This is a genomic window from Candidatus Microthrix subdominans (assembly GCA_016719385.1).
Classification (GTDB): Bacteria; Actinomycetota; Acidimicrobiia; order Acidimicrobiales; family Microtrichaceae; genus Microthrix; species Microthrix subdominans.
The window spans coordinates 167,165-192,556 of the sequence record JADJZA010000008.1; the positions used below are offsets into that span (position 1 = coordinate 167,165).

25 protein-coding genes are annotated in these 25,392 nt (G+C 69.0%); 20 read left to right on the top strand and 5 right to left on the bottom strand.

Annotated elements, in window-relative coordinates; genetic code table 11:
- The first annotated feature begins 134 nt into the window (after window positions 1-134).
- The 9 genes from ftsZ to IPN02_15255 all read left to right on the top strand — a co-directional run bounded on the left by ftsZ (window position 135) and on the right by IPN02_15255 (window position 7,765).
- Window positions 135-1,295 carry a cell division protein FtsZ gene (gene ftsZ / locus IPN02_15215; GenBank protein ID MBK9298152.1) on the top strand — a complete coding sequence of 387 codons (1,161 nt, stop codon included), beginning with the start codon at window positions 135-137 and terminating at the stop codon, window positions 1,293-1,295.
- Window positions 1,255-2,001 (top strand): polyphenol oxidase family protein, encoded by a 747-nt coding sequence (locus IPN02_15220; protein MBK9298153.1) that lies wholly within the window; start codon window positions 1,255-1,257, stop codon window positions 1,999-2,001. The genes ftsZ and IPN02_15220 overlap by 41 nt, the downstream gene beginning before the upstream one ends.
- Window positions 2,002-2,055: 54 nt before the next feature.
- Window positions 2,056-2,763 (top strand): YggS family pyridoxal phosphate-dependent enzyme, encoded by a 708-nt coding sequence (locus IPN02_15225; protein ID MBK9298154.1) that lies wholly within the window; start codon window positions 2,056-2,058, stop codon window positions 2,761-2,763.
- A gap of 257 nt (window positions 2,764-3,020) precedes the next feature.
- Window positions 3,021-3,443, top strand: coding sequence for a cell division protein SepF (locus tag IPN02_15230; GenBank protein MBK9298155.1), 423 nt, complete (start codon window positions 3,021-3,023; stop codon window positions 3,441-3,443).
- Between the two features lie 29 nt (window positions 3,444-3,472).
- Complete coding sequence (locus IPN02_15235) at window positions 3,473-3,736, top strand: YggT family protein (GenBank protein ID MBK9298156.1); 264 nt, start codon at window positions 3,473-3,475, stop codon at window positions 3,734-3,736.
- A gap of 157 nt (window positions 3,737-3,893) precedes the next feature.
- Window positions 3,894-5,489, top strand: coding sequence for a DivIVA domain-containing protein (locus tag IPN02_15240; protein MBK9298157.1), 1,596 nt, complete (start codon window positions 3,894-3,896; stop codon window positions 5,487-5,489).
- A gap of 117 nt (window positions 5,490-5,606) precedes the next feature.
- Window positions 5,607-6,191 (top strand): hypothetical protein, encoded by a 585-nt coding sequence (locus IPN02_15245; GenBank protein ID MBK9298158.1) that lies wholly within the window; start codon window positions 5,607-5,609, stop codon window positions 6,189-6,191.
- Window positions 6,178-6,756: a signal peptidase II gene (gene lspA / locus IPN02_15250; protein ID MBK9298159.1), complete on the top strand. Its 579-nt coding sequence runs from the start codon at window positions 6,178-6,180 to the stop codon at window positions 6,754-6,756. The genes IPN02_15245 and lspA overlap by 14 nt, the downstream gene beginning before the upstream one ends.
- Before the next feature lie 94 nt (window positions 6,757-6,850).
- Entirely contained in the window at window positions 6,851-7,765 is a 915-nt protein-coding gene (locus IPN02_15255; protein ID MBK9298160.1) for an RluA family pseudouridine synthase, read from the top strand.
- Window positions 7,766-7,767: 2 nt separating this feature from the next.
- Here IPN02_15255 and IPN02_15260 read toward each other — a convergent pair whose 3' ends face one another.
- A complete protein-coding gene (locus IPN02_15260; protein MBK9298161.1) occupies window positions 7,768-8,223 on the bottom strand; it encodes an Rrf2 family transcriptional regulator in 456 nt (151 codons plus the stop codon).
- A 101-nt stretch (window positions 8,224-8,324) separates the two neighbouring features.
- Here IPN02_15260 and IPN02_15265 point away from each other — a divergent pair, with 101 nt between their 5' ends.
- The 7 genes from IPN02_15265 to IPN02_15295 all read left to right on the top strand — a co-directional run bounded on the left by IPN02_15265 (window position 8,325) and on the right by IPN02_15295 (window position 16,732).
- Window positions 8,325-9,425, top strand: coding sequence for an alkaline phosphatase family protein (locus IPN02_15265; GenBank protein ID MBK9298162.1), 1,101 nt, complete (start codon window positions 8,325-8,327; stop codon window positions 9,423-9,425).
- Between the two features lie 97 nt (window positions 9,426-9,522).
- Window positions 9,523-10,113: a DUF2587 domain-containing protein gene (locus IPN02_15270; protein MBK9298163.1), complete on the top strand. Its 591-nt coding sequence runs from the start codon at window positions 9,523-9,525 to the stop codon at window positions 10,111-10,113.
- 99 nt (window positions 10,114-10,212) lie between these two features.
- Window positions 10,213-13,755 (top strand): DNA polymerase III subunit alpha, encoded by a 3,543-nt coding sequence (gene dnaE, locus IPN02_15275; protein ID MBK9298164.1) that lies wholly within the window; start codon window positions 10,213-10,215, stop codon window positions 13,753-13,755.
- 133 nt (window positions 13,756-13,888) lie between these two features.
- On the top strand, window positions 13,889-14,566 hold the full coding sequence (locus tag IPN02_15280; protein MBK9298165.1) for a hypothetical protein: 678 nt from the start codon (window positions 13,889-13,891) through the stop codon (window positions 14,564-14,566).
- 5 nt (window positions 14,567-14,571) lie between these two features.
- Window positions 14,572-15,456, top strand: coding sequence for a nitroreductase family protein (locus tag IPN02_15285; GenBank protein ID MBK9298166.1), 885 nt, complete (start codon window positions 14,572-14,574; stop codon window positions 15,454-15,456).
- The gene (locus IPN02_15290) at window positions 15,453-15,950 is read left to right on the top strand and encodes a GNAT family N-acetyltransferase (GenBank protein MBK9298167.1); all 498 of its coding nucleotides are present in this window, start codon (window positions 15,453-15,455) and stop codon (window positions 15,948-15,950) included. The genes IPN02_15285 and IPN02_15290 overlap by 4 nt, the downstream gene beginning before the upstream one ends.
- Window positions 15,947-16,732 (top strand): methyltransferase domain-containing protein, encoded by a 786-nt coding sequence (locus tag IPN02_15295; GenBank protein MBK9298168.1) that lies wholly within the window; start codon window positions 15,947-15,949, stop codon window positions 16,730-16,732. The genes IPN02_15290 and IPN02_15295 overlap by 4 nt, the downstream gene beginning before the upstream one ends.
- Before the next feature lie 209 nt (window positions 16,733-16,941).
- Here IPN02_15295 and IPN02_15300 read toward each other — a convergent pair whose 3' ends face one another.
- Together IPN02_15300 and IPN02_15305 are read right to left on the bottom strand one after the other, a co-directional pair.
- Window positions 16,942-17,901, bottom strand: coding sequence for an alpha/beta hydrolase (locus tag IPN02_15300; GenBank protein ID MBK9298169.1), 960 nt, complete (start codon window positions 17,899-17,901; stop codon window positions 16,942-16,944).
- A 125-nt stretch (window positions 17,902-18,026) separates the two neighbouring features.
- A complete protein-coding gene (locus tag IPN02_15305) occupies window positions 18,027-20,063 on the bottom strand; it encodes a thioredoxin domain-containing protein (GenBank protein ID MBK9298170.1) in 2,037 nt (678 codons plus the stop codon).
- Window positions 20,064-20,189: 126 nt separating this feature from the next.
- On the opposite strand from IPN02_15305, the gene IPN02_15310 reads away from it, so the two are divergent.
- From IPN02_15310 to IPN02_15320, 3 genes are all read left to right on the top strand, one after another.
- The gene (locus IPN02_15310; protein MBK9298171.1) at window positions 20,190-20,651 is read left to right on the top strand and encodes a hypothetical protein; all 462 of its coding nucleotides are present in this window, start codon (window positions 20,190-20,192) and stop codon (window positions 20,649-20,651) included.
- Window positions 20,652-20,713: 62 nt separating this feature from the next.
- Window positions 20,714-20,992 carry a PadR family transcriptional regulator gene (locus tag IPN02_15315; protein MBK9298172.1) on the top strand — a complete coding sequence of 93 codons (279 nt, stop codon included), beginning with the start codon at window positions 20,714-20,716 and terminating at the stop codon, window positions 20,990-20,992.
- Window positions 20,993-21,060: 68 nt separating this feature from the next.
- Entirely contained in the window at window positions 21,061-22,596 is a 1,536-nt protein-coding gene (locus IPN02_15320; protein MBK9298173.1) for a hypothetical protein, read from the top strand.
- Window positions 22,597-22,626: 30 nt separating this feature from the next.
- Here IPN02_15320 and IPN02_15325 read toward each other — a convergent pair whose 3' ends face one another.
- Window positions 22,627-23,277 (bottom strand): hypothetical protein, encoded by a 651-nt coding sequence (locus tag IPN02_15325; protein MBK9298174.1) that lies wholly within the window; start codon window positions 23,275-23,277, stop codon window positions 22,627-22,629.
- 237 nt (window positions 23,278-23,514) lie between these two features.
- Between IPN02_15325 and IPN02_15330 the strand changes: the two genes are divergently transcribed.
- Complete coding sequence (locus IPN02_15330) at window positions 23,515-24,168, top strand: hypothetical protein (protein ID MBK9298175.1); 654 nt, start codon at window positions 23,515-23,517, stop codon at window positions 24,166-24,168.
- A 56-nt stretch (window positions 24,169-24,224) separates the two neighbouring features.
- On the opposite strand, the gene IPN02_15335 is transcribed toward IPN02_15330, so the two are convergent.
- Window positions 24,225-25,358 carry an AMP-binding protein gene (locus tag IPN02_15335; protein MBK9298176.1) on the bottom strand — a complete coding sequence of 378 codons (1,134 nt, stop codon included), beginning with the start codon at window positions 25,356-25,358 and terminating at the stop codon, window positions 24,225-24,227.
- Between the last annotated feature and the right edge of the window lie 34 nt (window positions 25,359-25,392).

Sequence of the window (25,392 nt, forward strand, 5' to 3'; positions counted from 1 at the left end):
TGACGGTAGGCACGGGTCCACCAAAAGGGATTGCCGAGCATGAAACAATGGTCCCCAAGCAGGTCGCAGCACTAGCTGCCCTGGCCGCCGTTCGGGCATTCCCGACCGGTTCACCCTAGGAGGAATGAACTCCCATGGCACACAACCCGCAGAACTACCTTGCGGTCATCAAAGTGATCGGCGTCGGCGGTGCCGGCTGCAACGCGGTGAACCGGATGATCGACGCCGGCCTGAAGGGCGTCGAGTTCATCGGTGTCAACACCGATGCGCAGGCGCTGCTGATGTCCGACGCCGACCTCAAGTTGGATATCGGACGCGAGCTCACCCGAGGGTTGGGCGCGGGCTCGGACCCCGAGGTCGGTCGTCAGGCCGCCGAGGACCACCGCAGCGACATCGAAGAATCGCTGCGTGGCGCCGACATGGTCTTCATCACCGCCGGTGAGGGCGGTGGTACCGGCACCGGTGCCGCCCCGGTGATCGCCGACATGGCCAAGAGCATGGGTGCGCTGACGATCGGCGTGGTCACCCGGCCCTTCACCTTCGAAGGCCGCCGCCGTTCGGTGCAGGCCGATCAGGGCATCGCCAAGCTGAAGGAGAAGGTCGACACACTGATCGTCATCCCGAATGACCGCCTGTTGTCGGTGGCCAACGAGAAGACCTCGGTGATGAACGCCTTCAAGATGGCCGACGAGGTGCTGCTCCAGGGCGTGCAGGGCATCACCGAGCTGATCACCACCCCCGGCATGATCAACACCGACTTTGCCGACGTGAAGATGATCATGTCCGACGCCGGCTCGGCGCTGATGGGCATTGGCTACGGCACCGGAGAGAACCGGGCGGTCAACTCGGCCCGCCAGGCGATCAGCTCGCACCTGCTCGAGGCGGCGATCGAGGGCGCCCGCGGGATCCTGTTGAACATCTCCGGCGGCTCTGACCTGACGATCTTCGAGGTCAACGAGGCGGCCGAGATCATCCACGAGGTGGCCCACCCCGACGCCAACATCATCTTCGGCACCGTTATGGACGAAGAGATGGGTGACGAGGTGCGCATCACCGTGATCGCCGCCGGGTTCGAACGCTGGGACGACGGCGGACACCCGCCTGCGGGTCAGGCGTCGCAGGGTCAGCCGGCGTCTGGTCGGCCGGGCGCCCCGTCGGGCGGTGGTGGTCCAGAGCGCGAAGGCACCCGAGGGCGGCCCAAGCCGCCCGAGGAAGTGCCGATCGCCGACGTTTTTGGTGACGATGATTTCCTCGATGGCGACGACGACTTCGACGTCCCTTCCTTCCTCCGCTGAGGCCCCCTCCATCGACGGGGTCGACCTGTCGAGTGGTGGAGCGGTTCGCTGGTGCTTCACCGGGCGGGCTCAGGGTGATCTGTCGGAGTCGGCACCCGCTGCTGTCGCGCGCCTCGGATCGCAACTCGAGGTGCCGATCTTTGCGGTTCATCAGGTGCACGGCGACGGTGTCGACGTCGTCACCGAAGCCGACCTCTCCCCGGCTGGACGGCCGGTTTCAGCGATCGAGGCGGACGGCCTGGTGACAGCGCTCACCGGCGTGGGCCTGGGTATCCGCACCGCCGACTGCGCTCCGGTGCTGTTGTGGTCGCCCGAGGGCGTTCTCGGTGCTGCCCACGGTGGCTGGGGCGGGCTGGAGGTGGGCATCATCGGCGCGGTCGCGCGCTCGATGACCGATCTGGGTGCGACGACGATCGACGCGACCCTCGGCCCGTGCATCGGGCCGGAGTGCTACGAGTTCGGCGCCGAGCCGCTGGCGCGGCTGGCCGACCGCTTCGGCCCCGACGTTTGCTCGCGCACCGCCGCCGGCTCCGAGGCGCTCGACCTGCGCGCCGCCGTCACCGCTGCGACCGACGACGCCGGCGTGAGGCTGGTCGCTTCGAACCCGCCGTGCACGGCGTGTGGCGACGATCACTTCTCTCACCGGGCGCACGGTGACCAGGCCCGACAGCTCAGCGTGATCTGGAGGCTCGATGCGGCAGCGTGACCTCGACGCTCGATGGGTTGTCCTCAACGCTGTCGCCGGCGACCGGAGCGCTCGATGAGCGACCCGAGCGTGGACCCGACCATCGTTCCGCCCGACGTGGCCCGCCTGGCCGAACAGGTGGCCGAGCGGACCGACGCGTTACGCGAACGCCTCGACCGGGAGGCCGGGCGCGACGTGCGATTGGTGGCGGTCACCAAGGCCCACCCGCCGACGGTGGCGTGGGCTGCCGCGCTCGCCGGCCATCGCGACCTGGGGGAGAACTACGCCCAGGAACTCGCCGGCAAGGCCGAGTTTCTGGCCGACCGGGGCGTCGACGTGCGCTGGCACATGATCGGCCCCGTCCAGTCCAACAAGGTGAAGCTGCTGGCCCCGCTGCTCGGATGGTGGCACACGATCGACCGGGCCAAGCTGGTTCGCGCCGTTGCTGCGCGGTCGCCGGGCGCTCAGGTGCTGATCCAGCGCAACCTGTCGGGCGAGCCGAACAAGGCCGGATGCGCCACCGACGAGGTCGAGCCCCTGGTCGAGGCGGCGCGTCAGGCGGGGCTCGAAGTGCTCGGTCTGATGGGGGTGGCCACGGAGGGTTCCGCCGAGCTGGCCGCCGCCGAGTTCGCATCGCTGGTGGCCCAGGCCGATCAACTCGGCCTGCCAGAACGCTGCATCGGGATGAGTTCTGACCTCGATGTGGCGCTCGCCGCAGGTGCAACAACGGTGCGACTTGGCTCGATGTTGTTCGGAAGTCGACCGGGATCCGCCCATGGGTGACCGTCGCGTGCTTGACTTACCCCCCGGAAGGAGCTGCCATGGCCGGGATGTGGCGTAATGCGATGTCCTACCTCGGGTTAGGGCCCGATGAGGACTACGACGACTTTGAGCCTGAACGTGAAGCGGCGGATGCTGCCCCGGTTCGGGCGCAGCGCGTCCGGCCGCAAGGCCCCCCGCCCGGGGGACAGCCGGTACGGCGACCCGTGGCCCCTCCGCAGCATGATTTCGGCTACGACCAGGAATCCGATCCTGCCCCGATGAGCGAAGGAAGTGTCGTCCGCATGTTGCCCAACGCAGGCGCCGCCGGCGGCCCTCCAGGTCCTCCACAGGCACCCCCATCACGGCCGACGCCCCCGCGCGACGACCGTCGTCCGCGCAGCGTCGTGCGGCCCTCGCCCCCCGCTCCGATGAACTTGAAGCCGCAGAAGGTCACGCCTGACTCGTTCAACGAAGCGCAGCAGATCGCCGATATCTTCAAGCGTCGCCAGCCGGTGATCATCAACCTCGAAGGCGCCGACCGCGACCTGTCCCGCCGGCTGATCGATTTCGCCAGCGGCGTCTGTTACGGCCTGGGCGGCTCGATGGAACGGGTCGGTGGTCAGGTGTACCTGCTCACTCCGACCGACGTCGAGGTGTCCGAGGACGATCGTCGCCGACTGACCCAACGGGGTGGCTCCTAGATGCGACCATCGCTGCCGAAAGCGGCAACGTGATCGCGCTCATCGACAACCTGTTGACGGTCTTCCTGGTGTTGATCTTCGCCCGGATCATCCTCAGCTGGTTTCCGCCGAGCGGCGGGGTGATCGACCAGATTCGAGAGATCGTCGGACGCGCCACCGATTGGGCGCTGGAGCCCCTGCGACGCATCATTCCGCCGGTTCGGCTGGGCAACATGGCGCTCGATCTGTCCCCGCTGGTGCTGCTGTTCGGCATCCAGATCATTCAGGGCATCCTCCGCAGCAAAATGGGCTGACCCGCGCTGGGCGGCGCTCAGAGCCTTGCCCAGCACCGCGATGACGACACCGGCGCCTCTGGTGGGCGGACGGTGTCGTTTGAGTTGAGGCGACGACCGAGCTCGCGAAGCCCAGCATGAAACGCTGCGCCCCGATGCTCCGGTAGGCTCGACCGCTATGGACATTACGCCTGAGCTGATCGCCGAGATCGACTTCCCCGACTCGCTCAAGGGATTCGACAAGGACGCGGTCGACGACTTCCTCGGCCAGGTCGGGACCGAACTGGGCCGGGTTCAATACGAGCTGCGCAAGGCGCAGCGGCGCACCTCCGAGTTGGAACAGGAGCTGGCCACCGCAAGCGCTCAGGCTCCAGCGGCCCCCGCCGAATCGGACGCTGTCCGGGCGACGCGCACGATCATGGCCGCCGAGGAGACCGCCGACCGCATCGAGTCCGATGCCTCGGCCGAGGCGGAGAAGGCCCTGTCCAAGGCCAACGCCGAGGCGGCCTCGGCGATCGAGGTGGCCACTTCGGAGAGCAAACGCCTGCTGGCCGAGGCCCACGCTCAGGCCGATCGCCTGGAGGCGGACACCCGGCGTGAGGCCGACGAGCTGTTGGTGGCCGCCCGCCGCCGAGCCGAGGATGAATACGACGCCCGAGTGGCCGACTACGTGCGCCTCCTCGGCGAGCAGGAGGCACGCTCCGAGGCCCTGACCGATGACATCGACTCGCTCGAGGGCCGGGTGGGGGAGTATCGCTCGGTGCTCGAGCGGTTGGTCGAGGAGGTACGACGGGTACTCGACGACCCCGACGAGCTGCGCTTCCGTCCCACCCTGGAGCTGACCGCCCCCGCCGTGCCGACCGGCTCGCCGGCTCCGGTGCCGGGCTCGGTCATGCCCGAGGCGGCCGCCTCCGATGCCGACGCAACCTGGGAGCCGGGCAGTTGGTCCGATGGCCTCTCCCAAGACGGCGGCCCCGACGTCGAGGGTGACGCGGAGGTCGAGGGTGCCTCCGAGCTGGAGGGCGCCGTCGAGCCGGAGGGCCGGGACGACCGGACCCAGGCTCATACTGCGATCGTGCAACCCCAGGTCGACGAGGACGAGGACGTGGCAGCGCCGGTCGAACCGGCGCCCGCCGACGAGGCCCCGGCCCCGGACAGTGCGTCCGCAGACATCGCCTCCGTCGCCGACGCCACGCGCGACGACCTGAGCTTCTCCGAGCTCTTGGCCGCTGCGGACGCCGCACCGGTCGGGGAGGCCCCAGGCGGCTCCGACGCGCCGTCGGTCTTTGACGCAGCACATGATCAGGCTGGCGATCTGACCGGTGAGTACCGTGACGTGAGTGGGTCGGATCTGCCCTTGGACGGCGAGGGTGGGCTTCCCGGTCAGCTCCAGGCGTTCGACGGTGAGGCCGAGTTGACGGGTGCCCAACCCCAGGTCCCCCAACAGGGCAACGAAACGACCGGCGCGGTGCCTCTGGCATCGACGGGCCAGGTGTTTGAGGCGCCCGACGATGCGTTCACCGAATCGGGGTCGCCGCGAGCGGCCGAGCCGGCGGCGATGCCTGCCGGTGTCGAGTTTGTCGACCTGGGCGACGACCAGCCGGGCAACCCGGGGTTCGCCGCAGCACCGGGCGCCTTCGCCAGCGACGAACGCTCGCTGTCGGAGCTGCACGATGCCGTCAACCATCCAGACGAGGATCAGGCCTTCGCCGAGTTTGGCAACGCCGACGAGGATGACGACCAAAAGGGAATTCGCCGCTTCTTTGGCAAGTAGTCCGGGCCGCATCGGCCGGGGTGGTTAGTCTGTCGGCTCCTCGTACACTCCCGTCGCTCCGCTCGTGGTCGGAACCCCTACCTCGGCGCAGCACGAACTCGCCCCCTCGGAGGCACCATGGCAAGTTCATCAGCTTCGTCGAAACCGGCCAAGAAGGCACCTGCAAAGAAGGCACCCGCAAAGAAGGCGGCCGAGGAGAAGTCGACGACCGCTGCTGGATCGGACGCCGAGCCGCAGAAGGACGAGGTGGCGCCGGTGGTACCCCGGCCCGGCGCCGTGGTGACCCGTGCCGGGCGCGCCACCGAACCGGCACCCGCCGAGGAGCCGCCCTTCGACGACGACTTCATCGAGGCGCAACGCCAGGAACTCATCAAGGAACGGGCCACCTACACCCGTCAGTCGGAAGTGCTCCAGGCCGAAGCGGACTCCCTGTCGGAAAATCGCGAGCCGGGGGACGTCCAGTTCGATGAGGAGTCGGGTGAGGGCGACAGCCTGGCGGTCGAGCGCGAGCGCGACCTGGCGTTGTCCCAGCAGGCACTGGCGGCGGTCGAGCAGATCGACGCCGCTCTCAAGCGCATCGAGGCCGGCGAATACGGCATCTGCCGGGAGTCCGGGTTGCGGATCCCCCGCGCCCGGCTCGAGGCCATCCCGTGGGCCACCGAACGGGTGGAGTACAAGGTCGGCGGGTTTGGCCGTCGCTGAAGACGCTCCTCCCGAAGGGGATCTCGCGCCGGAGCCAACGCCGGAGCCCGAGGTCGACCACGGCGCCGACCAGCCGGCGGCGCGCGCCCGTCACGCCACCACCGCCCGCTTCGGCGTGGGCGCCCTCGTCGTCGCCATCGTGTTGGCGGTCGACCAGCTCACCAAGGCGTGGGCGCTCGAAGCGCTCGAGCCCGGAGTCACGAGAGACTTTCTCGGTCCGCTGAAGCTGCTGCTGGCGTTCAACACCGGTTCGGCGTTCAGCCTCGGTTCGGGCTCGGGTCCGGTGATCGCCGTGCTGGCGATCGTCATTGTCGGGGTGGTCGTCTGGGCCGGTCGGCACTACACCTCGTGGCCGGCGGTCGTCATCCAGGGTCTGGTCGTCGGCGGCGCGCTGGGCAACCTCGCCGACCGCGTGGTGCGGGCGGAGAACGGCTGGTTCTCGGGCTCGGTGGTCGATTTTTTGCGCCTGCCCAACTGGCCGATCTTCAACATGGCCGACGTGGCGATCACCGGCGGGGCGCTGGCACTCGTGTTTCTGATCGGCCGCGATCGGGGTGAAGCGTGAGTTGGAGGTGGTGAGCGAGGAGCGGCCCGAGGGGGTCACCTCGCACTCGATCGGAGCGCCGCTCGACGGCGAACGGCTCGACCGCGTCGTGTCGATGCTGTGGGACTGCTCACGCTCGGAGGCCTCCACGCTGATCGCCGCCGGTGAGGTGCGTCTCGACGACGAGGTGGTCACCACCAAGAGCCGCCGCGTGGTGGCGGGCGACGCAATCGAGTTGCGGGTCGCCGCCCCGACCGGTCCTGCGCTGCCACTGCCCCAGGGCGACCTCGAACTCGACGTCGTTGACGAGGACGAGTCGATCATCGTGATCGACAAGGCCGCCGGCATGGTCGTGCATCCGGCCCCCGGACACCCGGACGGAACGTTGGTCAACGCCTTGCTCGCCCGGTACCCGGAACTCGCCGAGGTCGGCGAGCCTCAACGGCCTGGCATCGTGCACCGCCTCGACCGCGACACGTCAGGCCTGATGGTGGTGGCCCGCACCCAGGCGGCCTACGAAGCGTTGGTGGACGCGATGGCTGAGCATCGGGTGGACCGGCGCTACCTGGCGTTGGTGCACGGGCGTCCCGAGACCCGGCAGGGCACGATCGAGGCCCCGGTGGGCCGGTCCCGCCGGGACCCGCTGCGCATGGCGGTCACGCAGGCGGGCCGATCGGCGACGACGCATTATTCGCTGAACGCCACGTGGCACGAGCCGGCGGTCAGCCTGCTCGATCTGGCCCTGGAGACCGGCCGCACCCACCAGATCCGGGTCCATCTGGCGTCGCTGGGCTGGTACGTGGTGGGCGACCCCACCTACGGACGTCCCCTCCCGGGCCATCCGCTGAGCCGTCCGTTTCTTCACGCCGTGGCGCTGGGCTTCGCCCATCCCGCCGACGGTCACGAGGTGGCCTACGCCTCGCCGCTGGCCACCGAGCTTCAGGGCGTGCTCGACGCACTGGGGCCGGCGGTCGACACGGTCGAGGCCACCGGTGACGCCATCGATCGTCGCAGGGCCGGACCCCGCTAGCGCTAGCCGGCCGACCGATCGGCGACGTCGGGCCACGGCGCATCGCCCTGGGCCATCGCGGCCATGTCGGCCAGGCTGTAGCCGGTGAGGTACTCCCGCATGCGCTCGCCGGCATCCCACCACACGGCCAGGAGCACGCACTGGCCCTCGTGCTCGCAGGCCCCGTCGGTGTGGGGGAGGCCGAAGTCGCCGGCCTGGATCGGCCCGTCGACCGCCGACACGATGTCGGCGAGGGTGATCTCCGCGGCGCCACGGGCCAGGACGTACCCGCCGCCGACGCCCCGCTTTGAACGAACCAGCCCGGCTCCCTTGAGCGCCAACAGGATCTGCTCGAGATAGGGCTGGGGGAGCCCGGTCCTCTCGACGATGTCGCGCACCGACGTTGGACCATCGGCCTGGTGGAGCACGAGCGACAGCAGAGCTCGGCTGGCGTAGTCACCTCGGGTGGACACCTTCATGCCGGGCAACACTACGGCCCGGCACACGTGCCCGCCCCAGCCGGCCGGCCGCAGGCGGCCATGGTGGAATCCACCCCGCCGGATGTGATCGACTGGCGGAGATGATCGACCCCCTGTTGCCCGACTATTCCGGTGCGTGCGTCACCGGGGTGGTCCCCACCCTGTTGGACCCGTCTGGGGAGGTGCCCGACTGGATGCCCCAGGAGCTGGTCGGGGCCAACCAGGTGGCGCTGCTGGTGCTCGACGGGCTGGGGTGGGACCAGCTCGAGGAGCGAGCGCACCTGGCTCCGACGTTGACGTCGCTTCCGCGCACGCCGATCACCACGGTGTGCCCGACGACGACGGCGACCGCGCTGACGTCGATCACCACCGGCCTGTCGCCGGGTGCCCACGGCGTGATCGGCTATCGCATCGCCATCCAACGCCAGATCCTCAACGTGTTGCGCTGGAGCACGCCCCGGGGCGACGCACGCGAGAGCATCGTTCCCAGCGGGGTGCAGCCCCACGAGGCATTCGGCTCCGAACGGCCGCCGGTGATCACCCGGGCCGAGTTCATCGCCACCGGCTTCACCGAGGCCCACCTCCAGCCCAGCCGGTTCGAGGGCTACCGCATGCCCTCGACCATGGTGGTCGAGGTCGCCCAGACCCTGCGTCGAGGCGAGCCGTTCCTGTACGCCTACTACGACGGCATCGACAAGGTGGCCCACGAGTACGGCCTGGGCGAGCACTACGACGCCGAACTGATGGCGGTCGATCAGATGGTGAGGGCGATCGTCGCCGGCCTGCCCCAGGGCGCAGCGCTGGTCGTCACCGCCGATCACGGCCAGGTGCAGGTGGGCAACAACGTCATCGAACCGGCCCGCGAGGTGCTGTCGATGGTCGACTTCCAGTCGGGGGAGGGCAGGTTCCGCTGGTTTCATGCCCGCCCGGGTGCCACAGCCGAGCTGGCGGCGGCCTGCGCGGAGCGCTACGGCGATCAGGCGTGGGTGGTCACCCGCACCCAGACGATCGATGAGGGCTGGTGGGGCCCCGGCCTCACCGACTCGGCGGCGGCCTGCCTCGGTGACGTGGCGCTCGTCGCCCGTGAGCCGGTGGCGTTCTCCGATCCGGCCGACACCGGGCCGTTTGTGCTGCAGAGCCGTCACGGCTCGTTGACCAGCGCCGAGGTGCTCGTGCCCTTGATCGTCGCCCGGGGCGGGTAAGGCGCGCAGCCCGTCGAGCAGTCGCACGGAGCGCGCAGCGCCCCCGGTCGCAGAGCGCCCGGCTGCACCTCGCGCCGCCTCGGTAGCCTAGGTGGCTATGCCCTCAGCTGACACACCCCCGCAGCCCACCACGACCGCAGCACAGCCCAACGCCGAGCCGGTCGCCCAGGATCGGCCCGAGGTGTTGGCGCCGGGATCGACGACCGACGCGGCCGACGGCAACGGGGAGCAGTCCGACGACGAGACGATCGACTCGCCGGCGAAGATCATCCGGGTGGGTTCGATGGTCAAGCAGCTGTTGGAGGAGGTACGCAACACCCCCCTCGACGAAGCGGCCCGCGACCACATGGTCGACATCTACGGACGCTCCATTGCCGAGCTTCAGGCCTCGCTGTCGCCCAACCTGGCCGAGGAGCTTGATCGTCTGGCACCCGATTTCGACAGCGACGAGGTGCCCTCCGAGGCCACGCTTCGTATCGCCCAGGCCCAGCTGGTCGGCTGGCTGGAGGGGCTGTTCCATGGGATCCAGGCCACGCTGGTCGCCCAGCAGATGGCGGCGCGTCAACAGCTCGAGGGCGTGCGCGGCCAGCTGGGCACCCCCGGCGGGCCCCCCGGGGGCCAGGACGGCCCGATGGGCACATCGATGCCGACCAACGCGCCCGGTCGTGGACCGACCGGCTACCTGTGAATCGGTGCCCGGCGAGCTGCGGTGGCCCAGCTCCGGCAGTGCCGACGGTCGATCACCGCCCGGCGGCGCTGATCACAAGCGTGTAGTTTCTCCAGGTCGATGGCTGATTCCTCGTTCGTTCACCTCCACCAGCACACCGAGTTCTCGATGCTCGACGGCGCGTCCCGCATCGGCGAGGTCGTCGCCGCCGCCGCTGCCGACGGCCAGCCGGGCCTGGGCATCACCGATCACGGCAACATGTACGGGGTGCTCGACTTCTACAAGGAGGCCAAGGCCCAGGGCATCAACCCGATCATCGGCACCGAGGCCTACATGGCCTACGACAGCCGTTTCGAGCGGCCGTCGCGGCGGGGACGGGTCGACGACTCGGGAGGCGAGGTCGACGGCGGTCGCAAGCTCTACTACCACCTGACCCTGCTGGCCGAGAACCACACCGGCTACAAAAACCTCATCCAGCTGAGCTCGAAGGCGTTTCTCGAGGGCTACTACTACAAGCCCCGCCTCGATTGGGAGCTGTTGTCGCAACACTCCAAGGGCGTCATCGCCACCACCGGCTGCCTTGGCGGCCACGTCCTCCAGGCGCTGATGAACGAGAGCTTCGACTCGGCCCTCGAAAAGGCTGGGCGGCTCCAGGACATCTTCGGACGCGACAACCTGTTCGTCGAGATCCAGGATCACGGCATCCCCGAACAGCACCGCACCAACCCCCAGCTGATCGAGATCGCCAAACGGCTGCGGGCCCCGTTGTTGGCCACCAACGACGGCCATTACGTCACCCGCGCCGACGCCGAGGCCCATGACGCCCTGCTGTGCGTGCAGACCGGCTCGCTGGTCTCCGACGAGAAGCGTTTCAGGTTCAACGGGTCCGACCACTACCTGAAGTCCGCCCAAGAGATGCGCCACCTGTTCCGAGAGGTGGAGGTGGCCTGCGACAACACGCTGTGGGTGGCCGAGCGTTGCAATCTCGAGATCGAGTTTCCCGAGCCGGAACTGCCCCAGTTCCCCCTGCCCGAGGGCTACGACAGCGATGCCGAGTACCTGCGGGCGCTCACCTACGAGGGCGCCCACATGCGCTGGGGTGCCATCCTCGAGCCCGAGGTGCGCGAGCGCATCGAGTACGAGCTGACCACGATCGAGACGATGGGGTACTCGGCGTACTTCATCATCACCTGGGACCTGATCAAGCACGCCCGCGACAAGGACATCCGGGTCGGTCCCGGGCGGGGCTCGGCCGCCGGCTGTGCGGTCGCCTACTGCCTGCGCATCACCGAGCTGGACCCGATTCGCTACGACCTGCTGTTCGAGCGGTTCCTCAACCCGGCCCGCGTGTCGATGCCCGACATCGACATGGACTTCGACTCCCGTTACCGGGACGAGATGATCCGCTATGCGGCCGAGCGCTACGGCCGCGAACACGTGGCGCAGATCGTGACCTTCTCGACGATCAAGGCCCGGGCGGCGGTGCGCGACTCGGCCCGGGTGCTCGGCTACCCCTATTCGTTGGGCGACAAGGTGGCCAAGGCCATGCCACCCCTGGTGATGGGCCGCGACACCCCCCTGTACGCCTGCCTGGAGGAGCACCCCAAGTACCTCGACGGCTACAAGGTGGCCACCGAGCTGCGCGACATGTACAGCACCGATCCCGACGCCAAGAAGGTGATGGACGTCGCCAAGGGGATCGAAGGCCTGCGGCGCCAGGACGGCATCCACGCCGCTGCGGTGGTGATTACCAAGGGGCCCCTCACCGACTACCTGCCCATCCAGCGCAAGCCCCAGTCGGGCGGCGACCCCGAGGACGCACCGGTCGTCACGCAGTTCGAGGGCAACACCTGCGAAGACCTGGGCCTGTTGAAGATGGACTTTCTGGGCCTGCGCAACCTGGACGTGATCTCCGACGCGCTCGAGCTGATCACCCAGCACCGCGGTGTCGACGTCGACATCGACAACGTCGCCCTCGACGATCCGGTGACGTTCGCCATGTTGGCCAAGGGCGAGACGATCGGGGTGTTCCAGCTGGAGTCGCCACCGATGCGGGCGCTGATCCGCGCGGTCGCGCCGGACAGCTTCGAGGATGTCGCGGCCCTGATCGCGCTCTATCGGCCGGGGCCGATGGGCGCCAACATGCACTACGACTACGCCGACCGCAAGAACGGTCGCAAGCCGGTCGAGTTCTTCCATCCCGAGGCCGAGGAGGTGCTCACCGACACCTACGGGCTGATGATCTACCAGGAGTCGGTGATGCGGGTGGCCCAGCGCTTCGCCGGCTACTCCCTGGCCCAGGCGGACAACCTGCGCAAGGCGTGTGGCAAGAAGAAGCCCGAGATGATGATCAAGGAGCGAGCCAGCTTCGAGGAGGGCGTCGAGGCAACCGGGTTTGACCGCTCCCTGGGCAAGGAGCTGTTCGACATCATCGAACGCTTCGCCGACTATGCGTTCAACAAGTCCCACAGCTACGGCTACGGGCTGGTCACCTACCAAACCGCCTATCTCAAGGCCAACTACCCCGAGGAGTACCTGTCGGCGCTGCTCACCTCGGTGAGCCACACGCTGGAGAAGGCGGCTGTCTATCTGGCCGAGTGCCGATCGATGGGCATCACGGTCGAGGTGCCCGACATCAACCGGTCGGCGGCCAACTTCACCCCGGGCGACAAATCGATCATCTTTGGCCTAGCGGCCGTTCGTAACGTCGGGGAGGGGCTGGTCGACCTGATCGTGACCGAGCGGGAGGCGCGGGGCCCGTTCGGTCCCCGCGAGATCGACGGCCGACCGATCGACGCCTTCGACGATTTCTGCTTGCGGGTGCCCTACGAGGTGCTCAACAAGCGCACGATCGAGTCGATCATCAAAGCCGGCGGGTTCGACACCTGCGGCCTACCCCGCAAGGGGCTGCTGCTGCGGATGGAGGAGCGCATCGACCACATCGTCGCCCGCCGTCGCGAGCACGACATGGGCGTGATGTCGCTGTTCGGCTCCGGCGGCGCCGAGCCGACGATCGACGAGCACCCGGTGACCGACGTCGAGTTCGACAAGGCCGAACGCCTCAGCCACGAGAAGGAGATGCTGGGCCTCTACGTCTCCGATCACCCGCTGATGGGTTACGAGCAGGTGTTGGCCCGTCGCACCGACGGCCCGCTGTCCGAGCTGACCGAGCTGAGCGACGGAACCTCGCGCACCATCGGTGGGGTGGTGACCAACCTGCAGCGGAAGTGGACCAAGAAGGGCGACCTGATGGCGATCTTCCAGCTGGAGGACCTTCAAAGCCAGATCGAGGTGATGGTCTTTCCCCGCACGATGACCGAGCACGGACACAAGCTGAACGACGACATGCTGGTCGTCGTCAACGGTCGTGTCGACCAACGCGACGACATGCCCAAGTTCATCGCCTTCGAGATCGACGTGTTCGACGGTGCCGAGGAGGCCTCGGACACCCCGCTCAACCTGAAGATCCTGCCGTCGCGTCTCGACGATGCGCTCGTCGAGGAACTGCGTCGGGTGATCCTCGAATTCCCCGGACGCTCGGAGGTTCACATCGATCTGGGCGGGTCCCAAGTGCGTCTGCGGCCGCCGTTCTGCGTCAACCATTCGGCATCGCTGATCTCCGAGCTGCGCGTGCTGCTCGGGACCTCTGCGGTCGTGTTGTGAGCGTTCGGCCCGCGGACGATCGAGCTCTCTCGCAACGCGATTTGGCCGGCTCGGGCACAGCCCGGGTTTGCATATTCGTGCGATTGACGCTCAACTAGTTGTTGCCACCACTGCAGCCCAGACGGGGGATTACATGGCGTTTGAGACCTACACGAAGGACTGCACCGCGCTCAGCGATGCCGAGTTGACCGAGATGGCCGACCTGGCAGCGGAGTGCGAGCGCGGCTTCGATGTCGGCCTGCTTTCCAAGCAGCGCGAGGAGTGGGTGCTCGTCACCCTGATCCGCCAGGAGGAGACGCTGGTGGGGTACTCCTACTCGACGTTGGAGCGCATCGGCGGCACCCCTGCGGTGCTGCTGGGCCTGGCCTACGTGCGACGCTCGGAGGACCGGGACGACGTGCTGGAAGCGGTGATGTCGGCCAACTACCACCGGGCGCTGATGGCCTTTCCCGACGAAGACGTGCTGTTGGGCTGCCGCATGGTCAACCCCGGTGCCATGGCCGCCTTCGAACGTCTCGAGGACGTCCACCCCCGGCCCGAGGTTGAGGCGGGGGGCGAGGAGCGTCAGTGGGGCCGCCGCCTGGCCAAGCGCTTCGGCGTCGGCGCCAGCCGGTACGTCGCCAAGACCTTCTCGGTCGAGGGCGACGGCGCCTTCCCGCCGTGCCTGGACTTCGAGCCCTTGGCGTCGGCGACGATCGACCCCCAGGTGGCCGAGATGTTCGCCGACCTGGACGCCGCTGCCGGCGACTCGCTCATCACCTACGGGTGGGCGATGGAGGAAGAGCTCCGCAGCTACACCAAGCCGGACTGAGCAGGGTGTCCGGCATCGCCGCCGGCCGGATCGGGTCTCGGCCCGAGCCGGGCGCGGGTGACCCTGCCGCTGACACCGCTATCGACCCAGCCGCTGACATCGCCATCGACCGTGTCGGTGGCGTTGCCAGGGGTCTGCTTCTCGACCGTGCCGAAGACGACGCCCTCGGGCGCGTGATCGGGCGCCGGCGCATGTGCCGGGACTACCTGGCCGACCCGCTTGGGCCCGGCCAGCTCGAGGCGATCGTCGACCTGGCACGCCGGGCACCCTCGGCGGGCTTCAGCCAGGGCGTAGCCTTTGTCAGCCTGGAACGCCCCGAGCCACCGCAGCCATCGCCTGCGCAGCCACCACAATCGTCGCAGTCTCCGCTGGCGCAGTCGTCGGCGGAGCCCGACCCTGTGGCGGGCTACTGGGGTGTCACGCTTCCGCCGGCTCGTCGTTCGGAGTTTCCTTGGCCGGGGCTCCTCGACGCCCCGGTGCTGATCACGCTGTGGGTGCGTCCTCAGGCGTGGGTCGAACGCTACGGGCGACCGGACAAGGCACGTAGCGGCCTTGGCGCTGGTGAGGCCTCCTGGCCGGTCCCGTACTGGTGGGTCGATGCCGGCGCCGTCGTCCAGAACCTGCTGTTGGTCGCCGAGGCCGAGGGGCTGGGTGCGCTGTTTTTCGGGATGTTCGAGCACGAGCCGGCGGTCGCCGAGCTGCTCGGCGTGCCCGACGGCTGGCGGGCCGTGGGCACGGTGGCCCTCGGTCATCCCGCCCCCGATGGGCGGCGGCCGTCGGCGTCGGCGTCGGCCAGCGGTGGCCGTCCGGCGCTCGCCGAGCAATGGCACCGCAACGCTTGGAGCCCTGCCGTCAGCGCTCCGGTCCAGCCCCCTGAGGAAGCACGATGAGCCCAGAGATCCGTTCGTTGACCGAGGCCGACGACAGCGCTGTGCTGGCGCTGAACAACGTCGAGGTGCCCCGGGTGACCATGCTCGACGAGGCGGCGATGGCGCGCTATCGAGACGTGTTGAACGACGCGTTGGCGATCGGGCCGGAAGGTGCACCCGAGGCCTTCTGCTGGACGGTCGGCCCGGGCACCGACTACTGGTCGGCCAACTACGCCTGGGTGGAGGCGCACTACGAACGGTTCGTCTACCTCGACCGTGTCGTCGTCGCGCCACGGGCCCGCGGCCTGGGTCTGGCCCGTGCGCTCTATGACGAGGTGTCGGTGCGGGCAGCTGGAACCGCCGATCACTTCGTGCTCGAGGTCAACACCGTGCCTCGCAACGACGAGTCGCTGGCCTTTCACGCCGCGCTCGGCTTCACCGAGGTCGGCCGGGCCCGACCCTATGGCGACGACACCGAAGTCGGGTATCTGTCCCGGCCGGTTCCCGGCCCGTGACCAACCCGGCAGCCGAAGCGTCCTACGGGGCCAGGCTGGCCCGCATCTACGACCTGGCCTATGCGGGCATGGGCAAGGACTACGCCGCCGAGGCCCATCAGGTGCGCGCGCTCGTGGCCCGTGCGGGCAGCGCAGTCCCATCGGCCAGCGCCCCCCGCACGATGCTCGATGTCGCCTGCGGCACCGGCACCCACCTGGTCGAGTTCGCACGGCTGGGCTACCGGATTGCCGGCACCGACCTCAGCCAACCGATGCTCGACGTGGCCCGGGACCGCCTCGGCGACGACGTGCCGCTGGTGGCGGCCTCGTTCGAGGCGCTGCCCGCAGCCGTCACCCAGCTGGGGCCGTTCGATCTGGTCACCTGCCTGTTCTCGTCGATCGCCTACGCGGGCAGCAGTGGGTCGCTGCGCCGGGTGCTGGGTGATCTGGCCGCATTGGTGGCGCCGGGCGGGGCGCTGGTCATCGAGCCGTGGATCGCTCCGGAGGACTGGCTGGTCGGCCACATCGGTCACGACACGGTCACCCGGAGCGACACGACCGTGATGCGCATGGCCCACTCCGGCGTCGACGGCGACACGGCGCTCATCCGCATGGAGTACCTGGTGGGGGAGCCGGACGGGATCTGGTCCTTCGGCGAGGACCATCGCTTGCTGATGGCACCGTCCTCGTTCTACGTCGAGGCGCTGGAACTGGCCGGGTTGCGCGTCACCTTCGATCCGCACGGCTTCGACTTTGGTGCCGCCCGAAAGGGCCTGGTCGTCGGCGTCCGTCCACACTCCTGACCACCTGGCCCGCAGCTGACCACCCCGCACCTCCACCCGCATCTCGGGAGTGCAGGGCGCGCTCTGGCTGTTGTTTGGGCTCCCGAGTTGCGAGTTGTTCGTGTGATTCCCGCAACTCGGGAGTGCAGGGCGCGCTCTGGCGGTTGTTTGGGCTCCCGAGTTGCGAGCCGGTCATGTGTGATGACCCCCGTTCGGGGTCCGGCACCTGCTTAGGGCAGGGTGGTGATCGTGCCGCTGGCCACCAGGTCGTCGTAGACCGTCCCGCCGGGGTAGTAGTCGGGGGTGAGGGTCCCGGCGAACTGGTCACCAAACCAGCCCAACGTCAGCGTCTGGGCAGCGGCGGTGTTCTCAGCGGTGGGAAAGCCGCAAACGAGCGCTCCCACCAGGCTCTGGGAGGGCCCGAAGATGTCGCCGTGGACGCCGGTGGTCACCTCGGCGGCGACGAAGCTGCGGCCGGCCAGCCCTGCGAGCACGGCCTGGGTGCCGCTCTGGTCGGCGTTGCAGGCGGACTTGGGCGATGCCAGCGCATAGATCGGTAGCGAGGTGGGACCAAGGTTGGCCACGGCGTCGTCGGTGTTGGTCCCGACGAACGACTTCACCGGGTCCTGCAGCACCAGCCCCTTCAGCCGGTCGAAGGCTTCCGGGTCGGAACCGTACAGCCGGTCGGCCACCGACAGCACGGTCTCGCCACCGGCGGAGTGGCCGCTGAACGCCATGTTCCGGGGCAGGCTCTCCCCGGCGCGTCCGGCCAGATCGGCGGCATCGGCGTGGCCGACGGCCAGCGCGCTGTACGGGCTATCGATGTCGGCGAACAGCGCCGCCAGGCCGTCGAGGAATGGGCCGTTGTCGCCGGTGTTCTGCACGTTGCACCCTTGCGGGCTGGTCGAGGGCAGGCTGGTGGCCATCGCCAGGTAGCCGGCAGAGGCCACCTGTGGGGCGAAGGTCGCCCAGTCGTCCTTGCTTTCGACGAACCCGTGTTGGAGCCACACCAGACCCTTGGGTGGGGTGTCGGGGAAGTACCAGTCGACCGGCACCACCTCGCTCGTCGCTCCGCAGGCCACCTCGATCGAGTTGGTCACCTTGGTGACCTCCGGGGGCAGCATCTGTTGGCAGCCGGTGATCGCCAACAGGCTGATGGCGGCAATCGTTCCCAACAACAGTCGTCTCATTCGCACGGGTCGCTCCAAGCTTGTGATCGTGGTGCCCGACGGCACGGGTGACACCGTAGCGAACGTCGTGGAGGCTACGCCCCCGCCCCGCCCCGCCCCGCCCAACCGGACGGGGCAGTCCTCGGTCAGTGTCCGAGCAGCCGGTGGCGGAGGTCCTCGGTGGTCGTCACCGGCTGTTCGCACACCGATCCCCGGCACACATACGCCCGACCCTGCTCGCCGACCTCGTCTCGTCCCTCCCACAGGGGGGAGTCGCCCGGCTCACCCCAGGCCAGCACTGCGCCGGGCAGCCAGTGCCGACGCACCTCGGCGACCAGGTCGGCCCGTTCGCCGCTGATGACGATCTCGCTCAGGCCGAGTGCGTCGTCTTCGGCGGCGGCCAACAGGTGGGCGAACGATCCGGCCTGGCCGTCGGCCAGCGGCGAGAGCGCTGCGATGATCCGGCGGGCGGCGTCGGCGTAGTGGGTGGCCCCGGTGATTGCAGCCAGGCGCAGGAATGCCCCCGCCGCCACCGAGTTGGCCGACGGGGTGGCCCCATCGACCACGTCCCGGGGTCGTGCGACCAGTGCCTCGCCGTCGTCAGGTGTGGTCCACAGCGTGCCGGTCTCGGCGTCGAGATAGCGGTTCAGCAGCTCGTCCGCGACGGCGAGGGCCTCGGTCTCCCAGCGGCGTTCACCGGTCCATTCGGCCAGGCGGATCAGGGCCTCGACCAGAGCGGCCAGGTCGTTGGCCACCGCACGGTGGGAGGCCTGGGCCGAGTCGGCCGACCACGAGCGGTGCCAGCGTCCGTCCCGATGCAGGTGGCCCAGCAGAAACTCGGCCGCTTCGACGGCAGCGTCACCCCACTCGGGCCGGTCGAGTGCGGCGGCGGCCTCGGCCAAGGAAGCGACGATCAGCGCGTTCCATTCCACCAGCACCTTGTCGTCGAGGCTTGGTTGGGGTCGCGCCCGACGAATCTTCAGCAGGCCGGCGCGCACCTCGTCGAGCGCAGGATCGCGCTGGGGCTCATCGATGTGGCCGATGCGGTGGGGGATCGACCGGCCCTCAAAGTTGCCCTCCTCGGTGATGCCCCAATAGGCGGCCACCTTGGCGCCGCCGTCCTCGCCGAGCACCGCCACCAGTTCGGCCGGGGTCCAGGTGGCGAAGCGGCCCTCGACGCCCAGGCCGTCCGATTCGCTCGGGTCGGCGCCGTCGGGATCTGGGCTGTCGGCGTCCTGGGCGGAGGCGAACGCTCCCGCCGGCAGCCGCAGCTCGTCGAGCAGGTAGGCGATCGTCTCCTCGACGATCTGGCGGTAGCGATCCTCGCCGGTCAGCTGCCAGGCGTGCAGGTAAGGACGGATCAGGAGGGCGTTGTCGTAGGCCATCTTCTCGAAGTGGGGCACCAGCCACTGTCGGTCGGTCGAGTAGCGGGCGAAGCCGCCGCCGATGTGGTCCCACATGCCGCCGGTTGCCATGTGATCGAGGGCGCTGCGGGCGATCGACAGGGAGGTGTCCGAGCCGGTGCGCCGTGCGTGGCGCAACAACAGGTCGACCGACGCCGGTTGGGGAAACTTGGGCGTTACCCCGAAACCGCCCCACTGGGCATCGGCGGCGTGGGCCAGCGACAGCACGGCCTCGTCGATCGTGACCAGCTCGGGCGCCGGTGCGTCCGGCTCGAGCGGTGCCGAGCGGGTGATCGCTTCGGAAAGGGTGTCGGCCTGGCCCTCCAGCTCGTCTCGTTTCGTGGCCCAGGCGTCTGCGAGGGCCTCGATCAGCTGCGTGAAGCTCGGCATGCCCTGGCGGGGTTCCGGCGGGAAGTAGGTGCCGCAATAGAACGGCCGTCCGTCGGGCGTGGCCAGGACGGTCATCGGCCAGCCACCCCGGCCGGTCATCGTCTGGGTGGCCTCCATGTACACCGCGTCGATGTCGGGCCGCTCCTCCCGGTCGACCTTGATGTTGACGAAGTGCCGGTTCATCGCTGCGGCAACCTCGGGGTCTTCGAAGCTCTCATGGGCCATCACGTGGCACCAGTGACACGATGAATAGCCGATCGAGATCAGCAGCGGCACGTCGCGGTCCGCAGCGGCGGCAAACGCTTGGTCGCCCCACTGGTACCAGTCGACCGGGTTGTCGGCGTGCTGGCGCAGGTACGGGCTGGTCGAGTCGGCAAGACGATTGGCCATCAACCCAAGGTAACGACCGTGGAGGCAATGGCGCCCCGACGCCGCGTCCGGACAACGATCTCGAGTTGGCAGACGGCACAGATCATCCGTCCTTGACGTGCCGTGAACCATAGGTACAGTACCTGTATGGCCTCCACGATGCTTCAGACTCAACCGCCTGCCGCAAACCCCGAGCTGAACGCCCGCAGCCTGCTGTTGGGTTACGTCATCGGGCTCACATTCCTGTGCATGCTGGTGCAGGTGTTCATCGTGATCGATGGCAACCGCATCAGCGGCGTGTCCCAGGGGATGACCGCTGGGGTTGCGCTGTACTACGCGGCCTTCATGTTCTCGCGGCGACACCAACTGGGCCAGGTGCGGTTCGGTCGGCTGGTGGCCCACGCCACTACCTATGCCGTCGTCAACGCCAGCTTTCAGATCCACGCCTTCATCCTGGGGGTCACCGGCAGCGAGGTGCTGCGAGGCCAGGAGTACCTGCCGGTGGATCCGGGTTGGTTCGGGGCAACGTTTGCGATGGCCGGCTTTTGGGGCATCGGGCTCACCGTTCACGCGATCGCGAGCATCGCCCAGCGCGGGTTCGAGGCCTGAGGGTGAAGCACCCGACCGAATCCGACGAGTGGCTCGAGGAGTTGGTCGACACGTGGACCGAGATGTACAAGAAATCGATGGTGACGCTGGCGATCCTGCGAGAGGTCGCCGCTTCCGGGTGGGTCTCGGTCGATGAAATTGCAGCTGCGTTCGGAGAGTCAACCGGCTGGACGATCACTGAGCGCGGGCTCTATCGAACCATGAGGCGGTTGGCCTCCAGCGGAGTGCTGGCCACCGTCGAGGTGGAGGTGCCCAGAACAGGTGCCAAACGCAAGAATTTCGAGCTGACCGACTTGGGCAAGCGGTACCTGAAGCGTATCGAGGCCGAACTGCTCGTCTGAGCGATGTCGCAGTCGACCCGTCGGTGGTCCGGGCGGTCATACTCCGTGACGCCTACCCTTGACCGGCTATGGCCGTTCGTCCCGCCGGGAGAAGCTCCGACCCGCTGATCGTCGGGGTGGCGTCGTTGGTCGGCCGCCCCAACGATCCCACCTCACCCGACGCTGTCGGCTGGATGACCGAGGCCGCCGCCGCCGCACTCGCCGAGGTGTCCGGCTCCGCCGGCGGGTCCGCCGAGGTCGGTTGGGTGGGCGTCGCCGAGGGCACGTGGCGCTGCAGCGATGCCGGTGCGGTGATCGCCGAACGGCTGCGACTGGGCGGCGGCGAGCCGGTCCACACGGTGCGGGCCGACGTCGGCATCCTCCAGCAACGCCTGATCGCCGAGGCGAGCGCGGCGATCGCCCGGGGCCAGGTGGGTGCGGCGCTGATCATCGGAGGTGAGTCCCGGGCCCGGGACCGCGCCATCGTCAAGGCCGGTGGCGAGGCCACCCAGACCCCTGGGCCCGACGGTGCGGAGCCGGACGAGGTGATCCATCCGGCCGGCGAGCTGATGAGCGAGGTGGAACTGGAACGCGACCTGGCCACCCCGGCCACGCAGTACGCCATCGTCGAGGATGCCCTGGCCCAAGCCGATGGCATTGACCGCGCAGCGCTCCGGCGCCGCCTGGGAGAACTGTGGTTCGGCTTCGCCGCCGTGGCGGCCGATAACCCAACGGCGTGGGACCGGTCCGCTCCCTCCGGGAGGACCATCGTCGCTACCGAGGGCGGCAACCGGATGGTCGCCGACCCCTACACCCGCTCCTTGTGCTCGCAGTGGAACGTCGATGCGGCCTCGGCGCTGGTGCTGACGTCGGTCGAGGTGGCCGACCGGCTCGGTGTCCCGCCGGGGCAACGCATCGCGGTCGAGGCGACGGTCGAGTCCAACCTGATCCTGCCGCTGCCCCAACGCGCCGAGCTGCAGCGCTGGCCGGCCTTCGAGGTGGTGGCCGGGGCGCTGGCGACGCACTGCGGCGTGCCGGTCGACGGCGGCCTCGGCGCCGAGGTCGTCGACCTGTACGCCTGCTTTCCCTCGGCGGTTCAGGTTCAGGCCCGGGCGCTCGGCCTGCCCCTCGACGCCGCCCGGCTCACCGTCACCGGCGGCATGACCTTTGCGGGCGGGCCGCTCAACAATGCGGCGCTGGCGTCGACGGTGGCGGTCGTCGAGCGTCTGCGCCACCTCGCCACCGCAGGAGGCTCGGCCCGGGGTCTGGTGACCGCTATCAGTGGCATGCTGACCAAGCCTGGGGCGATGATGCTGAGCTCTTCAACCTCGCCAACACGGTTTGCCGCCCTCGACGTGACCGACGAAGCGACCGATCGGAGCCCGGCGCTGCCGGTCGACCCCGACCTGGCGGGTGAAGCGGTCATCGTCGGCGCAACGGTGATCACCACGTTTGAGGGCATCCGGCGGGCGGTGGCGGTCGTCGGTTCGACCGCCAGCGGCGGCGTCCGACGACGGAGCGTCGTGACGTCGGACCGGGATGTGGTTGCGTCGTCGATCGCCGAGCTGGGCGGAGCGGGTCGAGTGGTCACCCTCGATGGGATGGGCGGCTTCAACCTCAGCTGAGCGCCGACTGCAGTCCGGCTGCAGCGCGGGTCAGCCGAGCGTTGTCGGCGTGAGGGCGGGTGGTGGGCCGGTTTCGGCCAACGGGAGCCGCCGGGCGAGGGCGTCGGCCAGGTCGTCCATCAAGGGCTGTGCGGCATCGTCGCTGCGGGACAGTTCAACCCGGGCGGTGACCTCGTCGGTGCGCACCCACATGGCGTGGCCCACGGCGTTGGGATCGCCGGCGACCGACACCGGCCGGACGCCCAGATCGACCACTGTGGCCCCATCCACCTCGCGCCGATCACCCTCGGGGAGTGCCTCGGGATCCCGCGGGTGCAGCTGGATCTCGAGCACCGTCCCGTCGGTGCCCTTCCAGATGCAGCCTCCCCCGAGCGCAGGAAACTCCTTGGGTGCGGTGGGGGGCGAGCCGAGCAGGTCGGTCACCTCGTCGCCGGGGATCAGCGCGCAGCCGTCGCGGAACTCGTTCTGGTCCCTGAAGTCCACCTTGGGGTCGGGCACGTCGTCGCGACCGAGGATGGCGAAGGACATCACGCCGAGCACGACCGTGAACCCGGCGATCACGCTGCCGATCAACAAGATGACGGCCAGGCCTCGCCCCAACCGTCGCCGTTCGGGGATGCGCCTCTCAGATGCCAGCTCCGAGGGGTCCGGATCGGCGGGGCTGCCAGGAGCGTTGTCCACAGCCGAACACTAACGGCGTTGCCGCTGGGTGAGGCGGAGCCGCAGTGATCGCACCCATGGTGTCTCCGGGTGCGATCGCTGTGACCCGGTCCGCAGTGATCGCACCCAGTTGGACCGCGGGTGCGATCACTGTGGTCGTCGGTGCGACGTCCGGGCACCAGCCGCGGTTTCTGGCATCACTAGTCTCGGGAGGGTGACCGCCACCCCGACCGACCGTTTGAGCGCCGAGGCGAAGCGGTGAACCCGTTCGTATTGGGCGTCGACCTCGACGGGGTCTGCGGTGATTTCACCGGGGCGTTCAAGCAGGTTGTGGCTGAGGAACTGGGTGTGCTGCCCGAATCGTTGCCTACCAACCGCTCCTGGGGTTTCGACGAGTGGGGCCTCAACCCCGCTCTGCTCGACGATCTGATGCGGACCGCTGCGGTCAAGCACCGCATGCTCGCCCGCATGGAGCCGATCGCCGGGGCGGTCGAGGCCCTCTGGCGGTTGTCGGACGCCGGTGTGTGGATCCGCATCGTCACCCATCGTCTGTACGTCAACTGGAGTCATGCGGTGGTCGTCGCCGACACGGTGGCCTGGCTGGACGAGGTGCAGATCCCGTACCGCGACATCTGCTTCCTCGGGGCCAAGCCGGACGTCGCCTGCGACTGCTACATCGACGACGCGCCCCACAACGTGAAGGCGCTGCGGGCGGCGGGCAACGAGGTGATCTGTTTCGGCCAGCCGTACAACACCGACATCGCGCAGCCCCGAATGGACAACTGGGTCGAGGTGGAGGACTACGTGCTGAACCTGGCCGCCGACGGTGGCCATCAGGTGCAGATCCAACTCCCCGGCTTCCCGGTGCATGTCGACCGGTTGGCCTCGGTGCAGCGGCCGGACCCGGGCTGACGCTTGGTGTCAACAGTCCGGTTGGCCTCGGTGCGGCCTGACCCGGGCTGACGCAGTCAGCGCAGATGGGAACGACGCAGCTTGCCCAAGTCACTGCGGGGCAGCGCATCGACCAGCGTCAGGTGACGAGGGGCGCAGTAGGCGGGCAGCTGCTCTTTGACGAGCCCCCGAAGCTCGTCGAGCGACGGGGGACCGGCCGCCTCCAGAGTCACGACCAGCGCCTCGACCGCATGGCCCCACTCCGGGTCCGGCCGGGCGCGAACGGCGACGTCGGCCACGGCGGGGTGCGCCCGCAGCGCGTCCTCGACCGGGGCGGGCCACACCTTGTGCCCGCCGGTGACGATCATCTCGTCGGCCCGGCCGGTGACCGACAGCCGGCCGGTGACCGGATCCAGCCGGCCGAGGTCGCCGGTGGGCAGGTACCCCTCGGCGTCGAAGGGCTCGCTCCCGTCCCGGTAGCAGCGCAGCAACGTGGGTGACGACAGGTGAACCTCACCCAGGCCGTCCTCGTCGGGAGCATCGATACGCACCGACACACCGTTGAGGGCCAGACCGTCGTAGACGATGCCTCCGGCGGTTTCGGTCATGCCGTAGGTGGCGACGCAGTTGGCGGGTCGCTCGGCGGGGATGGCCGAACCGCCCAGCAGGATTCGACGAAACAGCGAGGCGTCGATGCGCCCGAGCGCCGTCGTCACCAGGGACGTGTGGGTGGCCCCGGCCCGCGCCGCGGCCTCGACCGCCGTGGCGTCGAACCGGGGGAGGATCTCCAGCCCGGCCCCGGTATGGAGCGCCCGGGGCAGGATCGAGAAGCCGCCGATGTGGTTGAGCGGCAGCGCTACCAGCCAGCGAGCCTCGTCGTCGACGCCCAGAGCGGTTGAGGTGGCGAACGCCATGTACTCGAGCGCCCGGTGGGTATGGACGATCCCCTTGGGTGACCCCGAGGTGCCCGAGGTGGCGATCACCAGGGCGTCGCCGTCGCCGACGCCCCGCCCCCCGGGCAGGCTGGTCGCTTCGCCGTGAGCGTCGATCAGCACCTGCGGTGCCAGCGTGGCGAGCAGCCGATCGAGGTGCGGTCGGGGAGCGTTGACCGGTAGGGGAGCGATGGCGTCACCGTCGTCCCAGACGCGTTGCACCATGGCCAGGTACTGAGCGCCCCCCTCCATCTGCAGCGCCACCAGCCGTCGGGTCACCCCGGCATGGTAGAGCCCGCGCAACGCTCGGTCC

Excerpts from the sequence above, each read along its gene's own strand:
- IPN02_15260 (MBK9298161.1), bottom strand. The coding sequence starts at position 8,223 with ATGAAGGTGTCCACCCGAGGTGACTACGCCAGCCGAGCTCTGCTGTCG.
- IPN02_15240 (MBK9298157.1), top strand. The coding sequence starts at position 3,894 with ATGGACATTACGCCTGAGCTGATCGCCGAGATCGACTTCCCCGACTCG.
- IPN02_15220 (MBK9298153.1), top strand. The coding sequence starts at position 1,255 with ATGGCGACGACGACTTCGACGTCCCTTCCTTCCTCCGCTGAGGCCCCC.
- IPN02_15245 (MBK9298158.1), top strand. The coding sequence starts at position 5,607 with ATGGCAAGTTCATCAGCTTCGTCGAAACCGGCCAAGAAGGCACCTGCA.
- IPN02_15230 (MBK9298155.1), top strand. The coding sequence starts at position 3,021 with ATGAGCGAAGGAAGTGTCGTCCGCATGTTGCCCAACGCAGGCGCCGCC.
- IPN02_15300 (MBK9298169.1), bottom strand. The coding sequence starts at position 17,901 with ATGAGACGACTGTTGTTGGGAACGATTGCCGCCATCAGCCTGTTGGCG.
- IPN02_15270 (MBK9298163.1), top strand. The coding sequence starts at position 9,523 with ATGCCCTCAGCTGACACACCCCCGCAGCCCACCACGACCGCAGCACAG.
- IPN02_15315 (MBK9298172.1), top strand. The coding sequence starts at position 20,714 with ATGTACAAGAAATCGATGGTGACGCTGGCGATCCTGCGAGAGGTCGCC.
- IPN02_15280 (MBK9298165.1), top strand. The coding sequence starts at position 13,889 with ATGGCGTTTGAGACCTACACGAAGGACTGCACCGCGCTCAGCGATGCC.
- IPN02_15305 (MBK9298170.1), bottom strand. The coding sequence starts at position 20,063 with ATGGCCAATCGTCTTGCCGACTCGACCAGCCCGTACCTGCGCCAGCAC.
- IPN02_15290 (MBK9298167.1), top strand. The coding sequence starts at position 15,453 with ATGAGCCCAGAGATCCGTTCGTTGACCGAGGCCGACGACAGCGCTGTG.
- IPN02_15255 (MBK9298160.1), top strand. The coding sequence starts at position 6,851 with ATGCTGTGGGACTGCTCACGCTCGGAGGCCTCCACGCTGATCGCCGCC.
- IPN02_15225 (MBK9298154.1), top strand. The coding sequence starts at position 2,056 with ATGAGCGACCCGAGCGTGGACCCGACCATCGTTCCGCCCGACGTGGCC.
- IPN02_15310 (MBK9298171.1), top strand. The coding sequence starts at position 20,190 with ATGGCCTCCACGATGCTTCAGACTCAACCGCCTGCCGCAAACCCCGAG.
- IPN02_15265 (MBK9298162.1), top strand. The coding sequence starts at position 8,325 with ATGATCGACCCCCTGTTGCCCGACTATTCCGGTGCGTGCGTCACCGGG.
- ftsZ (MBK9298152.1), top strand. The coding sequence starts at position 135 with ATGGCACACAACCCGCAGAACTACCTTGCGGTCATCAAAGTGATCGGC.
- IPN02_15320 (MBK9298173.1), top strand. The coding sequence starts at position 21,061 with ATGGCCGTTCGTCCCGCCGGGAGAAGCTCCGACCCGCTGATCGTCGGG.
- dnaE (MBK9298164.1), top strand. The coding sequence starts at position 10,213 with ATGGCTGATTCCTCGTTCGTTCACCTCCACCAGCACACCGAGTTCTCG.